Here is a 14,990-nt window from a genome sequence, read left to right on the forward strand (position 1 = left end):
GAATGAGTGTTTTATATCCGTTAATTCAGGCGCTGGTGTTATTTGCCGTTGCGCCGCTGCTCTCCGGTATAACCCGCGTGGCGCGCGCCCGCTTGCATAACCGTCGCGGGCCGGGCGTGTTGCAGGAGTATCGCGACATTATCAAACTGCTGGGGCGTCAGAGCGTCGGCCCGGATGCCTCCGGCTGGGTGTTCCGCCTGACGCCGTATGTGATGGTGGGCGTCATGCTGACTATCGCTACTGCGCTGCCGGTGGTGACCGTCGGTTCTCCGCTGCCGCAACTGGGTGATTTGATCACCTTACTGTATCTCTTTGCCATCGCGCGTTTCTTCTTTGCCATTTCTGGTCTGGATACCGGTAGCCCGTTTACCGCTATCGGCGCGAGCCGTGAAGCGATGCTTGGCGTGCTGGTCGAACCGATGCTGCTGCTTGGTCTGTGGGTTGCCGCACAGGTTGCCGGTTCCACCAACATCAGCAACATCACCGACACCGTTTATCACTGGCCGCTGAGCCAGAGCATCCCGCTGGTACTGGCGCTTTGTGCCTGTGCGTTCGCCACCTTTATCGAAATGGGCAAACTGCCGTTCGACCTGGCGGAAGCCGAGCAGGAGCTGCAGGAAGGCCCGCTCTCTGAATACAGCGGCAGCGGCTTTGGCGTCATGAAATGGGGTATCAGCCTGAAACAGCTGGTGGTGTTGCAGATGTTCGTCGGGGTGTTTATTCCGTGGGGACAAATGGAAACCTTCACCGCCGGTGGACTGCTGCTGGCGCTGGTGATTGCCATCGTAAAACTGGTGGTCGGCGTCCTGGTTATCGCGCTGTTCGAAAACAGCATGGCCCGTCTGCGTCTTGATATTACTCCGCGCATTACCTGGGCTGGGTTTGGCTTTGCATTTTTAGCGTTCGTCTCCTTGCTGGCGGCGTGATTAAAGAGAGTTTGAGCATGTCTGAAGAAAAATTAGGTCAACATTATCTCGCCGCGCTGAATGAGGCATTTCCGGGCGTCGTGCTGGACCACGCCTGGCAGACCAAAGATCAGCTGACTGTCACCGTAAAGGTGAACTACCTGCCGGAAGTGGTGGAGTTTCTTTACTACAAACAGGGTGGCTGGCTGTCGGTGCTGTTTGGTAACGACGAACGCAAACTGAATGGTCATTACGCCGTTTACTACGTGCTGTCGATGGAGAAGGGCACTAAGTGTTGGATTACGGTTCGCGTCGAAGTTGACGCCAACAAACCAGAATATCCGTCCGTGACGCCGCGCGTTCCGGCGGCGGTGTGGGGCGAGCGTGAAGTGCGCGATATGTACGGTTTGATTCCGGTTGGTCTGCCGGATGAACGTCGTCTGGTGCTGCCGGATGACTGGCCGGATGAACTTTATCCGCTGCGTAAAGACAGCATGGATTATCGTCAGCGTCCGGCACCGACCACCGATGCTGAAACCTACGAGTTCATCAACGAACTGGGCGACAAGAAAAACAACGTCGTGCCGATTGGTCCGCTGCACGTCACTTCTGATGAACCGGGCCACTTCCGTCTGTTCGTCGATGGCGAAAACATTATCGACGCCGACTACCGTCTGTTCTACGTCCATCGCGGCATGGAAAAACTGGCGGAAACCCGTATGGGTTATAACGAAGTGACCTTCCTCTCTGACCGTGTGTGCGGGATCTGCGGCTTTGCCCACAGCACCGCCTACACCACGTCGGTGGAAAACGCGATGGGTATTCAGGTGCCAGAACGTGCGCAGATGATCCGCGCCATTCTGCTGGAGGTAGAACGCTTGCACTCGCATCTGCTCAACCTTGGCCTGGCCTGTCACTTTACCGGCTTCGACTCCGGCTTTATGCAGTTCTTCCGCGTGCGTGAAACCTCCATGAAAATGGCAGAGATCCTTACCGGTGCGCGTAAAACCTACGGCCTGAACTTGATCGGCGGGATTCGTCGCGATCTGCTGAAAGACGACATGATCCAGACCCGCCAGCTGGCACAACAGATGCGTCGTGAAGTGCAGGAGCTGGTGGATGTGCTGCTGAGCACTCCGAACATGGAACAGCGCACTGTCGGCATTGGTCGTCTGGACCCGGAAATCGCTCGCGACTTCAGTAACGTCGGCCCGATGGTCCGTGCCAGCGGTCACGCCCGTGATACCCGCGCCGATCACCCGTTTGTCGGCTATGGCCTGCTGCCAATGGAAGTCCACAGCGAGCAGGGCTGCGACGTTATTTCCCGTCTGAAAGTGCGTATCAACGAAGTCTATACCGCGCTGAACATGATCGACTACGGTCTGGATAACCTGCCGGGTGGCCCACTGATGGTGGAAGGCTTTACCTACATTCCGCACCGCTTTGCGCTGGGCTTTGCCGAAGCGCCGCGCGGGGATGATATCCACTGGAGCATGACCGGCGACAACCAGAAGCTGTACCGCTGGCGCTGCCGTGCCGCGACCTACGCGAACTGGCCGACCCTGCGCTACATGCTGCGCGGCAACACCGTTTCCGATGCGCCGCTGATTATCGGTAGCCTCGACCCTTGCTACTCCTGTACCGACCGCATGACCGTGGTCGATGTGCGTAAGAAGAAGAGCAAAGTGGTGCCGTACAAAGAACTCGAGCGTTACAGCATTGAGCGTAAAAACTCGCCGCTGAAATAAGGAATCGCCATGTTTACCTTTATCAAAAAAGTCATCAAAACCGGCACGGCGACCTCGTCTTATCCGCTGGAGCCGATTGCGGTTGATAAAAACTTCCGTGGTAAGCCAGAGCAGAACCCGCAGCAGTGCATCGGCTGCGCGGCCTGCGTCAATGCCTGCCCGTCAAACGCCTTAACGGTTGAAACTGACCTCGCCACAGGAGAGCTTGCCTGGGAGTTTAATCTTGGGCGCTGCATCTTCTGTGGACGCTGCGAAGAAGTCTGCCCGACGGCGGCGATCAAACTGTCGCAAGAGTACGAACTGGCGGTGTGGAAGAAAGAAGACTTCCTGCAACAGTCCCGCTTCGCGCTGTGCAACTGCCGCGTCTGCAATCGTCCTTTCGCCGTCCAGAAAGAGATCGACTACGCCATTGCGCTGCTTAAGCACAACGGCGACAGCCGCGCGGAAAACCACCGCGAAAGCTTTGAGACTTGCCCGGAATGTAAGCGCCAGAAATGCCTGGTGCCGTCCGACCGTATTGAACTGACTCGCCATATGAAAGAGGCCATCTGATGAGCAATTTATTAGGCCCCCGTGACGCCAACGGCATTCCGGTCCCCATGACGGTGGATGAATCCATCGCCAGCATGAAGGCGTCGTTACTGAAAAAAATCAAACGTTCTGCCTATGTTTACCGCGTGGACTGCGGCGGCTGCAACGGTTGCGAAATCGAAATTTTCGCCACGCTTTCGCCGCTGTTTGATGCAGAACGCTTCGGCATTAAAGTCGTTCCTTCACCGCGTCATGCGGATATTTTACTGTTTACCGGCGCGGTCACCCGTGCAATGCGATCCCCTGCGCTGCGTGCGTGGCAGTCCGCGCCGGACCCGAAAATTTGTATCTCCTACGGTGCCTGCGGTAACAGTGGCGGGATCTTCCACGATCTCTACTGCGTGTGGGGCGGTACGGATAAAATTGTCCCTGTGGATGTTTATATCCCTGGCTGCCCGCCAACGCCTGCCGCCACGCTGTACGGCTTTGCAATGGCGCTCGGCCTGCTGGAGCAGAAAATTCACGCCCGTGGGCCGGGTGAACTGGATGAACAACCGGCGGAGATCCTGCATGGTGATATGGTGCAGCCGCTGCGCGTGAAAGTGGATCGCGAAGCACGTCGCCTGGCGGGTTATCGTTACGGTCGTCAGATTGCCGATGATTACCTTACACAGTTAGGGCAGGGCGAAGAACAGGTTGCACGCTGGCTGGAAGCGGAAAACGATCCGCGTCTGAACGAGATTGTCAGCCATCTGAATCATGTTGTTGAAGAGGCGCGTATCCGATGAGTGAAAAGGTGGTGTTCAGTCAACTGAGCCGTAAATTTATTGATGAGAACGATGCCACGCCCGCCGAGGCGCAGCAGGTGGTCTATTACAGCCTGGCGATTGGTCACCACCTTGGGGTTATCGATTGCCTGGAAGCGGCGCTCACCTGCCCGTGGGATGAATATCTGGCATGGATTGCCACTCTGGAGGCAGGCAGTGAAGCCCGCCGCAAAATGGAAGGCGTGCCGAAATATGGTGAGATCGTCATCGACATTAACCATGTGCCGATGCTGGCCAATGCATTCGATAAAGCCCGGGCAGCGCAAACTTCGCAGCAGCAGGAATGGAGTACAATGCTGTTAAGTATGCTGCATGATATTCATCAGGAAAACGCCATCTATTTGATGGTGAGGAGACTGCGTGACTGACGTTTTACTCTGTGTTGGCAATAGCATGATGGGCGATGATGGCGCAGGTCCGCTGCTGGCGGAAAAGTGCGCCGCCGCGCCGAAAGGTAACTGGGTGGTGATTGACGGCGGTAGCGCACCGGAAAACGACATCGTCGCTATCCGTGAACTGCGCCCGACACGACTGCTGATTGTCGACGCCACGGATATGGGGCTAAACCCCGGCGAGATCCGCATCATCGACCCGGATGATATCGCCGAGATGTTTATGATGACTACCCATAACATGCCGTTGAATTACCTTATCGACCAGTTGAAAGAAGATATTGGCGAAGTGATTTTCCTCGGCATTCAGCCGGATATCGTCGGCTTTTACTACCCGATGACCCAGCCGATTAAAGATGCGGTAGAAACCGTTTATCAACGACTGGAAGGCTGGGAAGGAAATGGCGGCTTCGCGCAGTTAGCGGTGGAAGAAGAGTAGTTTTTCATTAAGGAATCAGGACAGGGATGTTCTTGATGGGGTGAACCAGCTCTGATGCCAAATGCTAAATTGCCCGATGCGCTGCGCTTATCGGGCCTTCATGGTTCGTGCGACATGTAGGCCGGATAAGGCGTTCACGCCGCATCCGGCACTGTTACCTACTCTAAATCTTCCCCATTACTGGCAATCACTTTTTTATACCACCAGAATGATTTCTTACGCGTGCGCGTCAGCGTACCGTTGCCTGCGTCGTCACGGTCAACAAAGACAAAGCCGTAGCGTTTGCTCATTTCACCCGTAGAGGCGGAAACTAAATCAATACAGCCCCATGTGGTGTAGCCCATCAGCGGAATGCCGTCTGCAATCGCTTCGCCCATTGCGCGGATATGTTCGCGTAAGTAGCTGATGCGATAGTCGTCGTTAATCTCGCCATTGGCAGCAAATTCATCTTTTGCGCCCAGGCCGTTTTCCACCAGAAACAGCGGCTTCTGATAACGATCGTACATCATATTCATGGTGATACGCAGACCGAGTGGATCAATTCCCCAGCCCCAGTCGCTCACCTGTAGATACGGATTACGCAGCGATTTCACCACGTTCGCCGCACTGCTGTTGTTGGCGTTCATCTCCGCCGAGGCGCAGCGCGAGGCGTAATAGCTGAAAGAGACAAAATCGACGGTGTTTTTCAGGATTTCATCATCGCCCGGTGCTTTGTTGATGGTTACCCCTTTTTCGCGGAATACGCGGGCAGAGTAAGCCGGATACGTGCCCCGCGCCTGCACATCGATAAAAAACAGGTTTTCCCGGTCTTTCTCCAGCGCCGCCCAGACATCTTCCGGCTTGCAACTGTAAGGGTAGAAGTTACCGCCCGCCAGCATACAGCCCACCTGATTTTGCGGGTTAACCTCATGGGCGATTTTGGTGGCTAGCGCACTGGCAACCAGCTGGTGATGCGCGGCCTGATATTTCACCTGATCCTGATTTTCACCTTCTTCAAACACCAGACCCGCGCCGGAGAACGGGCTATGCAACATAATGTTGATTTCATTGAAGGTAAGCCAGTATTTCACCAGACCATCAAATGCTTCAAAGCAGGTCCGGGCGTAGCGGCTGAAAAACTCCACCAGCTTGCGGTTACGCCAGGAGCCATATTCGGTGACCAGATGCATCGGCACATCGAAGTGGCACAACGTGACCAGCGGTTCGATACCGTACTTTTTACACTCTTCAAAGACAGAACGATAAAAAGCAATGCCCTGCTGATTGGGCGTGATTTCATCGCCCTGCGGAAAGAGACGGCTCCAGGCAATTGAGGTACGGAAAACCTTGAATCCCATCTCTGCCATCAGGGCGATATCTTCTTTATAACGATGATAAAAATCCGTCGCCTCATGGCTGGGATAAAACTCGTCATCGCGCAACTGAAAACGTTTTTCCAGCCCCAGTTTCACCGCCATTCGATGCTCGCCGTGTGGGATCATATCGACAGTGGTCAGCCCTTTGCCACCTTCACGGAACGCACCTTCAGACTGGTTGGCGGCAAGCGCGCCGCCCCATAAAAAACCTTCTGGAAATACTGACATTTTCATCCTCAATTAAGACTTACTTCTTTGGCGACGGTCGGTTGTACGCTCTGATGCTTTCGCGCCTCGGCAGTCGCTTCCTCAACAGGAATATCCTCAAAGCCGAGCAACAGTGTGAGGATAAACGACAGCATGACCGCCAGCGCCATGACCGCGAACACCCAGACGATGCTCATTGGATTCGCCGGATCGAAGAACTGCACGCTGGTAAATAGCCCCGGCGCTGCCATTGAGTGGCTGGCAAGCCCCGCCATACCGGCAACCGCGCCGCAAATAAAGCCGCTGATAAGACTGGCGATAAGCGGACGTTTCAGGCGGATCGCCACGCCGTATAACGCCGGTTCGGAAATCCCCGCCATAATGGCTGATGCCGCCGCAGCCAGCGCCGTCTGGCGCAGTTCCGGGTTTTTCGTTTTCCACGCCACCGCCAGTGATGAACCGCCCAGCGACAGGTTAGCGCCGATCTCTGACGGCATGACCATCCCTTCTTTGCCGGTTTCGGCAATGGTCTGAATGATGGTTGGCGTAAAGACGCGGTGCATCCCGGTCATTACCAGCAGAGGCCACAGCGCGCCCATAATGGCGACTGAAAGCCAGCCCAGATAACCATGAATGGTGTAAACCAGCGCCGAAATGGCGCTACCGATCCAGATACCAATCGGGCCAATCAGCAGGATTGCCAGCGGTGCGGCAATCAACACAATCAGCATTGGCTTGAGGAAGTTTTTGGTCACCGCCGGTGTAATGCGATCCACCCAGCGTTCGATATATGACAGGCACCAGGTCATCACCAGCGCCGGGATCACTGTGTAGGTGTATTTCACCGCGGTGACCGGAATCAGGGCAAATTCGACATGTTCACCCTGGGCCGCTTTCGCCATCAGTTCAATAAAACTCGGATGTACCAGCACACCCGCGATGGCAATCGCCAGCGACATATTGGTTTTAAATTTGATGGCGGCAGATGCCGCGACCATCAGCGGCAGGAAGAAGAAAGCACCGTCACCAATCACATTCAGAATGGTTAAGGTCGGCGATCCTTTTGTCAGCACGCCGCTCATCTCGAGGATCATCGCCAGCAGTTTGACCATCGATCCGCCGATAATCGCCGGGATCAGCGGTGACATGGTGCCGATCAGCGCATCGAGGATCCCTGCACCAATGCGACGCAGCGTGAGTTTGGGTTTACCCACGGGCTGTGCGGGCTGCATATCTCCCGGCAGCAGGCTGACGACTTCCTGAAAGGCTTGTGAAACGGTATTGCCGATAATCACCTGACACTGGTTGTCACTACGTACCACGCCGAGCACGCCGGGGATGGTTTTTAACGTCGGGCTGTCGATAAGCTGGTCATCTTTGATAACAAAGCGCAAACGCGTCATACAGTGCGTGACCGCCGAGATGTTATCAACGCCGCCCAGTGCCGCTATCACCGAGCGTGCCAGCGCCGCATAATTTTTGGCCATCGGATTTTATCCTGTTATCAGTAGGGTAGATGTAGTTGTTATCAGTCGACGTAACGGAAAAATGCCGATGCTGAAACGGAATTAGGAAACCGGTTTCACAAAATCATGAATAGTTGTCACTAAATAAGCAAGAGAGTTAATTGTTCATTTTTTATATTTGTGAAACCGGTCACCTGAATATTTTTCCCGCCGATTGCGCAAGGACAATCGGCAAACGGTGCAGTACACTGCGTTGATTGCGTGTAAAGGGATGAAAATGATGACGACGATGCTGGAAGTGGCGAAGCGCGCCGGGGTTTCAAAAGCGACCGTTTCCCGCGTGCTTTCAGGTAATGGCTACGTCAGCCAGGAGACTAAAGATCGCGTGTTTCAGGCGGTAGAAGAGAGCGGTTACCGCCCAAACTTGCTGGCGCGCAATCTGTCGGCGAAGAGTACTCAGACGCTGGGGCTGGTAGTGACCAACACGCTTTACCACGGCATTTATTTTAGTGAATTACTCTTTCATGCCGCGCGAATGGCGGAAGAGAAAGGGCGGCAGTTGCTATTGGCAGATGGTAAACACAGCGCCGAAGAAGAGCGCCAGGCGATTCAGTATCTGCTGGATTTGCGCTGCGACGCCATTATGATTTACCCGCGTTTTTTAAGCGTGGATGAGATCGATGACATCATTGACGCGCACAGTCAGCCGATAATGGTGCTTAATCGCCGCCTGCGCAAAAACAGCAGCCATAGCGTCTGGTGCGATCATAAACAGACCAGCTTTAATGCCGTGGCAGAGTTGATAAACGCCGGACATCAGGAGATTGCTTTCCTTACCGGCTCGATGGATTCCCCCACCAGCATTGAACGTCTTGCTGGGTATAAAGACGCGCTGGCGCAGCATGGTATTGCGCTCAATGAAAAACTTATCGCTAACGGTAAATGGACGCCCGCCAGCGGGGCCGAAGGGGTAGAAACGTTGCTCGAACGTGGGGCTAAATTTAGCGCGTTAGTTGCCAGTAACGACGATATGGCGATAGGTGCGATGAAAGCGTTGCACGAGCGCGGCGTAGCGGTGCCAGAGCAGGTGTCAGTTATCGGATTCGATGATATCGCAATTGCCCCCTATATCGTTCCGGCGCTCTCCAGCGTAAAAATTCCGGTGACTGAGATGATTCAGGAAATTATTGGACGGCTGATTTTTATGCTCGATGGCGGGGATTTCTCACCGCCGAAAACCTTCAGCGGAAAACTGATCCGCCGCGACTCACTCATTGCTCTTTCGCGATAAACATTGTCATCACATGTCATCGTCACTAGTGTCGATGACATCTTTTTTCCTGCATTACAGAAATTAATTTCCTTAAATAACAGTGAATTAAAAACTGGCATGATTTGTGAATGTATCGGCGCATTAACTGTCATTGCTGGAGAATTTGATGAACCGTTTCATCATTGCTGACGCGAGTAAATGTATTGGTTGCCGTACCTGTGAAGTGGCGTGCGTGGTTTCTCATCAGGAAAATCAGGACTGTGCATCGCTGACCCCGGAAACATTTTTACCGCGTATCCATGTCATTAAAGGTGTGAACATTTCCACGGCGACAGTTTGCCGTCAGTGTGAAGATGCACCGTGCGCTAACGTCTGCCCGAATGGTGCTATCAGCCGTGATAAAGGGTTTGTTCATGTGATGCAGGAACGTTGCATTGGTTGCAAAACCTGCGTTGTGGCTTGCCCGTATGGCGCGATGGAAGTGGTGGTACGTCCGGTGATTCGCAACAGCGGCGCGGGGCTGAATGTACGGGCTGACAAAGCCGAAGCCAATAAATGTGACCTGTGCAACCATCGTGAAGACGGCCCGGCGTGTATGGCGGCTTGCCCGACTCATGCGCTGATTTGTGTCGATCGTAATAAACTTGAACAACTGAGTGCAGAAAAACGCCGCCGTACGGCGCTGATGTTCTAAAAATCTTACAGAACTGTTCTGGCATCAAAGGAATTCCCGGAAATATTCGTAGAATACGGAGCGGGCGGTATCGCCGACCTGTGACTGCCGGATGCGACGCTGTCGTGTCCGGCTGGGCGGGTTACGCAATTCATGATGGCGGGAATAACTCAATGGCAAAAAACACATCTTGCGGTGTCCAACTGCGTATTCGTGGCAAAGTGCAGGGCGTCGGTTTTCGTCCGTTTGTCTGGCAGCTGGCACAGCAATTAAATCTTCACGGCGATGTCTGTAATGACGGCGATGGCGTAGAAGTCCGGCTGCGGGAAGACCCGGAAACGTTTCTTGTTCAATTGCATCAGCACTGCCCGCCGCTGGCGCGTATTGATAGCGTCGAGCGTGAGCCGTACATCTGGTCACAACTGCCCACTGAGTTCACCATCCGCCAGAGCGCGGGAGGTGCCATGAATACGCAAATTGTCCCGGATGCCGCTACTTGCCCTGCTTGCCTTGCCGAAATGAATACCCCAGGCGAACGGCGTTATCGTTATTCGTTTATCAACTGTACCCACTGCGGCCCGCGTTTCACCATTATTCGCGCCATGCCTTACGACCGCCCGTTTACCGTGATGGCGGCGTTTCCGTTGTGTCCGGCCTGTGACAAAGAGTACCGCGACCCGCTCGATCGTCGCTTCCACGCCCAGCCGGTGGCCTGCCCGGAGTGTGGCCCGCATCTTGAATGGGTAAGTCATGGTGAACATGCAGAACAAGAGGCGGCATTACAGGCGGCTATCGCACAGTTAAAAATGGGCAACATTGTCGCCATCAAAGGGATTGGCGGATTTCATCTTGCCTGCGATGCACGTAACAGTAACGCGGTGGCGACACTGCGGGCGCGCAAACATCGCCCGGCGAAACCGCTGGCGGTCATGTTGCCAGTGGCTGACGGTTTACCAGACGCTGCGCGCCAGTTGCTTACCACGCCCGCCGCACCGATTGTGCTGGTGGATAAAAAATACGTTCCTGAGCTTTGTGATGATATCGCCCCTGACCTTAACGAAGTCGGGGTAATGTTGCCTGCGAACCCGCTCCAGCATTTGCTGTTACAGGAACTGCAATGCCCGCTGGTGATGACCTCCGGCAACCTGAGCGGTAAACCACCAGCTATCAGCAACGAACAGGCGCTGGCGGATTTGCAGGGCATTGCCGACGGATTCTTGATACATAACCGCGACATCGTGCAGCGGATGGATGATTCGGTGGTGCGCGAAAGCGGCGAAATGCTGCGCCGTTCGCGGGGGTATGTGCCGGATGCGCTGGCTTTGCCTCCGGGCTTTAAAAATGTTCCGCCTGTGCTGTGTCTCGGCGCGGATCTGAAAAACACCTTCTGCCTGGTGCGCGGTGAACAAGCGGTGTTGAGTCAGCATCTGGGCGATTTAAGTGACGATGGCATCCAGATGCAGTGGCGCGAAGCGTTACGCCTGATGCAAAACATCTACGATTTCACTCCGCAATACGTTGTGCATGACGCGCATCCGGGCTATGTCTCTAGCCAGTGGGCGCGCGAAATGAATCTGCCGACGCAAACGGTGCTGCATCATCATGCCCACGCAGCGGCGTGTCTGGCAGAGCATCAGTGGCCGCTGGATGGCGGTGATGTCATTGCTTTGACGCTCGACGGTATCGGTATGGGGGAGAACGGCGCTTTGTGGGGCGGCGAGTGCCTGCGGGTGAACTATCGCGAATGCCAGCACCTGGGCGGCTTGCCTGCGGTGGCGCTTCCGGGTGGCGATTTGGCAGCGAAGCAGCCGTGGCGAAACCTGCTGGCGCAGTGCCTGCGCTTTGTGCCGGAGTGGCAGAATTACTCTGAAACAGCAAGTGTGCAACAGCAAAACTGGAGCGTGCTGGCGCGGGCCATTGAGCGTGGAATTAACGCGCCGCTGGCGTCATCGTGTGGGCGGTTGTTCGATGCAGTGGCGGCGGCACTGGGCTGTGCGCCAGCCACGTTAAGTTATGAAGGTGAAGCGGCTTGTGCTCTGGAGGCGCTCGCAGCCTCATGCCACGGAGTGACGCATCCGGTGACGATGCCGCTGGTGGACAATCAACTGGATCTCGCCGCTTTCTGGCAGCAGTGGCTGAACTGGCAGGCACCGGTTAATCAACGCGCGTGGGCGTTTCATGATGCGCTGGCGCAGGGTTTTGCCGCGTTGATGCGTGAGCAGGCCACGATGCGTGGTATCACTACGCTGGTATTTAGCGGCGGGGTTATTCATAACCGTTTGCTGCGTGCACGTCTGGCGCATTATCTCGCTGATTTCACATTGCTCTTTCCACAGAGTTTACCGGCGGGTGATGGCGGTTTGTCTCTGGGGCAGGGGGTTATTGCTGCGGCGCGTTGGTTAGCGGGTGAAGTCCAGAACGGATAAAACGTGTTGCATTTGGACACCATTGCCGGATGCGGCGTAAACGCCTTATCCGGCCTACACATGCGTCCCCGTAGGTCGGATAAGACGCGCCAGCGTCGCATCCGACATTTTAGGCACAGTAGCCCACCTACATCGGCAATGTTTTCAACAATCCAAATGCCTCTTTCATCCGATCCTCACTGACCACAAAGGCGCGAAGCTGGTCAGCATCGTCAACACCGCGAGCCACCATTCCCTGGCGTTCGGTATTAATTTGCCAGCGTAAATCCTGACGCTGGGTTTCGCCTGCCAGATGCAGCGGTAATTCCGGCGTTTTGATTTTCACCAGCATCGCCGGTAGTTTCAGCGGCGTGTTATTGCCGAGAAGATTTTTTGCCAGCACCATCGCGCTAAGTTGAATCGGCTGCAGGAATGGCAGTACCTGACCGTTGATTTCCGCGCAATCGCCCAGCGCATAAATATCGTCATTACTGGTTTGCAGATAACTATCGACGCAAACGCCGCGATTAATCGTCAGCCCGGCGCGTCGTGCCAGGGCGGTTTCCGGGCGCAGTCCGGTGGCGGCAATTACCGCATCCACTTCGATGCTACGCTGGCGGTCCAGCGTTGCCAGAATGCCAGAATCCGTTTTTTCCAGCCCCTGTAACTGAGATTTCAACAGCAGATGAACGCCCATCTCCGTCAACCGATGCTGCAAGCGGCTGCTTACTTCCGGTGGCATTAACGACGCCAGAATACTGGCAGCGTTGTCGATTAGCGTGACCGCTTTGCCTGCACGACAAAAATCCATCGCCAGTTCGCTACCAATCAAACCACCGCCAACAATCAACACGCGTCGGGCATCCCGCAGTTGCGTTTCACAGGCGCGATACTCTTGCTGACTATTTAACGTCAGCATTAACTCACGCCCAGGCACAGGCGGGACAAAGGCACTGGCACCGGTTGCCAGTACTAGCTTGTCGTATTGCCACTGATTATTCTGGCTTTTCACCACACGGGCTTCGGCATCGATATCCGTCACCCAGGTTTGTGGAAACAGGTGCAGATTAAACTGCTCGGCAAATTCACCCGCCGTCTGGCGGGTAAGGTCATCGGCACGTTGCCCCTGACTGATAACATGGCTGAGGTCAGGTTTGTTGTACTCATCCATGCTGTCGGCGGCAATCAGGGTTAATGGAATAGTGGCGTCCTGTTTGCGAATATTTTTCACCAGTTGGCGGGCGGCGAAGCCCGAACCGATGATCACAATGCCGTTACTCATTTTGCCTCCGATGCCAGTTCTTCAAAGACGTCTTTGCCGAGGGAGCATTCCGGGCAGAGGAAGTTATCCGGGACTTCACTCCACGGCGTTCCTGGCGCAACGTCCTGCATTGGCTCGCCTTTTGCCGGATCGTAAATCCACTGGCAGACGCTGCACTGCATCCGTGGGCCGAGGTCAGCCGTCGTGGTGGCAGAGGTTTCTTCTTTAACTACCGTATTCACCGTGCTCTGCGGCAGCGGCGCGAGCGCCCACTGACGGGCGATTTCGCGACCGTGTTCACGGCATAACTCCAGAGCGTCCTGGTCTGGTCGCCATTTGGCTTTCAGGCTAAGCGACATTTCGAAACCCGCATCCTGCAGGCGCGTGGAAAGACGATCCACCGCACCGCCGCTCCAGCCGTGAGAGCCGAAAGCACTGGCGCGTTTGTTACGGAAGCGTAATCCGGTCATCTCCTCCACCAGCCCGGCGATTTTCGGCATCATCACGTTATTCATCGTCGAAGTGCCGACCAGCACGCCTTTTGAGCGGAAGACATTGGTCAGGATTTCGTTTTTATCGCTTCGGGCGACGTTGAAAATTTTCACCGCCACGCGTGGGTCGGTTTCCGCAATCCCCTGGGCGATAGCGTCAGCCATCATGCGGGTGTTATTCGACATGGTGTCGTAGAAAATGGTGATTCTGTCTTCCTGATAATCAGCGGCCCACTTCAGGTACAGCTCGACAATTTGCGTCGGGTTATCGCGCCAGACCACGCCGTGGGAGGTCGCTATCATATCGACTGGTAAGTTAAAGCCCAGGATCTCGGTAATTTTCGGCGTTACCAGGCGGCTGAACGGCGTCAGGATATTGGCGTAGTAACGCTGGCACTGCTCGAAAAGCTCCGTCTGATCCACTTCATCGTTGAACAGATGCTCGTCGCAGTAGTGCTGACCGAAAGCATCGTTACTGAACAGCACCGCGTCGCCTGTCAGGTAAGTCATCATGCTGTCCGGCCAGTGCAGCATTGGCGTTTCGACAAAAATGAGCTGTTTGCCGTTGCCGATATCCAGCGTGTCACCAGTTTTCACCACATTAAAATTCCACTCCGGATGATGGTGATGACCATTTATCGAGTCGATAGCGTTGGCAGTACAGTAAATCGGCGTATCGGGAATTTGCGCCATCAGTTCGGTCAGCGCCCCGGCGTGGTCCTCTTCTGCATGGTTAATCACGATGTAATCGATATCCGCCAGATCGATTTCATTACGCAGGTTCTGCACAAATTCGCGGCTGAATTTATGGTCGACGGTGTCGATCAGCACGTTTTTTTCTTCGCGGATGAGGTAGCTGTTGTAGCTGCTGCCGCGCAGCGTTTTATATTCCGTGCCGTGAAAATCACGCACTTCCCAGTCACGTTGACCCACCCAATGAATGTTATTTTTCACCACAATAGACATAGCAACCTCAATTTATTCAGCGTGTTCTAAAAAGATGTCTTGCTAATTGCA

13 protein-coding genes are annotated in these 14,990 nt (G+C 54.8%); 9 read left to right on the top strand and 4 right to left on the bottom strand.

Annotated features, from left to right (window positions below):
• Positions 1–2: 2 nt before the first annotated feature.
• From hycD to hycI, 6 genes are read left to right on the top strand one after another with little or no spacing between them, the layout of a single operon-like run.
• Positions 3–926, top strand: coding sequence for a formate hydrogenlyase subunit HycD (gene hycD, locus AB4H76_RS05795; protein ID WP_000115224.1), 924 nt, complete (start codon positions 3–5; stop codon positions 924–926).
• Positions 927–943: 17 nt separating this feature from the next.
• Entirely contained in the window at positions 944–2,653 is a 1,710-nt protein-coding gene (gene hycE, locus AB4H76_RS05800) for a formate hydrogenlyase subunit HycE (RefSeq protein WP_001288122.1), read from the top strand.
• Between the two features lie 9 nt (positions 2,654–2,662).
• Entirely contained in the window at positions 2,663–3,205 is a 543-nt protein-coding gene (hycF, locus tag AB4H76_RS05805) for a formate hydrogenlyase subunit HycF (RefSeq protein ID WP_000493785.1), read from the top strand.
• Positions 3,205–3,972, top strand: coding sequence for a formate hydrogenlyase subunit HycG (hycG, locus tag AB4H76_RS05810; protein WP_000067392.1), 768 nt, complete (start codon positions 3,205–3,207; stop codon positions 3,970–3,972). The genes hycF and hycG overlap by 1 nt, the downstream gene beginning before the upstream one ends.
• Complete coding sequence (gene hycH / locus AB4H76_RS05815; protein WP_001291921.1) at positions 3,969–4,379, top strand: formate hydrogenlyase assembly protein HycH; 411 nt, start codon at positions 3,969–3,971, stop codon at positions 4,377–4,379. Before hycG ends, hycH begins: the two co-directional genes overlap by 4 nt.
• Positions 4,372–4,842: a hydrogenase maturation peptidase HycI gene (gene hycI, locus AB4H76_RS05820; protein ID WP_000132961.1), complete on the top strand. Its 471-nt coding sequence runs from the start codon at positions 4,372–4,374 to the stop codon at positions 4,840–4,842. The genes hycH and hycI overlap by 8 nt, the downstream gene beginning before the upstream one ends.
• Positions 4,843–5,000: 158 nt before the next feature.
• Here the strand turns inward: hycI and ascB are convergent, their stop codons facing one another.
• Both ascB and ascF read right to left on the bottom strand, forming a co-directional pair.
• The gene (gene ascB, locus AB4H76_RS05825) at positions 5,001–6,425 is read right to left on the bottom strand and encodes a 6-phospho-beta-glucosidase AscB (protein WP_000110320.1); all 1,425 of its coding nucleotides are present in this window, start codon (positions 6,423–6,425) and stop codon (positions 5,001–5,003) included.
• Between the two features lie 8 nt (positions 6,426–6,433).
• Positions 6,434–7,891 carry a PTS cellobiose/arbutin/salicin transporter subunit IIBC gene (gene ascF / locus AB4H76_RS05830; RefSeq protein WP_001107856.1) on the bottom strand — a complete coding sequence of 486 codons (1,458 nt, stop codon included), beginning with the start codon at positions 7,889–7,891 and terminating at the stop codon, positions 6,434–6,436.
• A 259-nt stretch (positions 7,892–8,150) separates the two neighbouring features.
• Between ascF and ascG the strand changes: the two genes are divergently transcribed.
• The 3 genes from ascG to hypF all read left to right on the top strand — a co-directional run bounded on the left by ascG (position 8,151) and on the right by hypF (position 12,242).
• Positions 8,151–9,161, top strand: a complete 1,011-nt coding sequence (gene ascG / locus AB4H76_RS05835; protein ID WP_001402444.1) for a DNA-binding transcriptional regulator AscG — start codon at positions 8,151–8,153, stop codon at positions 9,159–9,161.
• Positions 9,162–9,309: 148 nt separating this feature from the next.
• Entirely contained in the window at positions 9,310–9,837 is a 528-nt protein-coding gene (gene hydN / locus AB4H76_RS05840; RefSeq protein WP_001078777.1) for an electron transport protein HydN, read from the top strand.
• Between the two features lie 152 nt (positions 9,838–9,989).
• Positions 9,990–12,242 carry a carbamoyltransferase HypF gene (hypF, locus tag AB4H76_RS05845; protein WP_085452723.1) on the top strand — a complete coding sequence of 751 codons (2,253 nt, stop codon included), beginning with the start codon at positions 9,990–9,992 and terminating at the stop codon, positions 12,240–12,242.
• A gap of 127 nt (positions 12,243–12,369) precedes the next feature.
• Here hypF and norW read toward each other — a convergent pair whose 3' ends face one another.
• Both norW and norV read right to left on the bottom strand, forming a co-directional pair.
• Positions 12,370–13,503, bottom strand: a complete 1,134-nt coding sequence (norW, locus tag AB4H76_RS05850; protein WP_000064749.1) for an NADH:flavorubredoxin reductase NorW — start codon at positions 13,501–13,503, stop codon at positions 12,370–12,372.
• Positions 13,500–14,939 (bottom strand): anaerobic nitric oxide reductase flavorubredoxin, encoded by a 1,440-nt coding sequence (norV, locus tag AB4H76_RS05855; protein ID WP_000029625.1) that lies wholly within the window; start codon positions 14,937–14,939, stop codon positions 13,500–13,502. The genes norW and norV overlap by 4 nt, the downstream gene beginning before the upstream one ends.
• Between the last annotated feature and the right edge of the window lie 51 nt (positions 14,940–14,990).

The sequence above is a fragment of the Escherichia sp. UTM R2 genome, assembly GCF_048593455.1.
GTDB lineage: Bacteria > Pseudomonadota > Gammaproteobacteria > Enterobacterales > Enterobacteriaceae > Escherichia > Escherichia coli.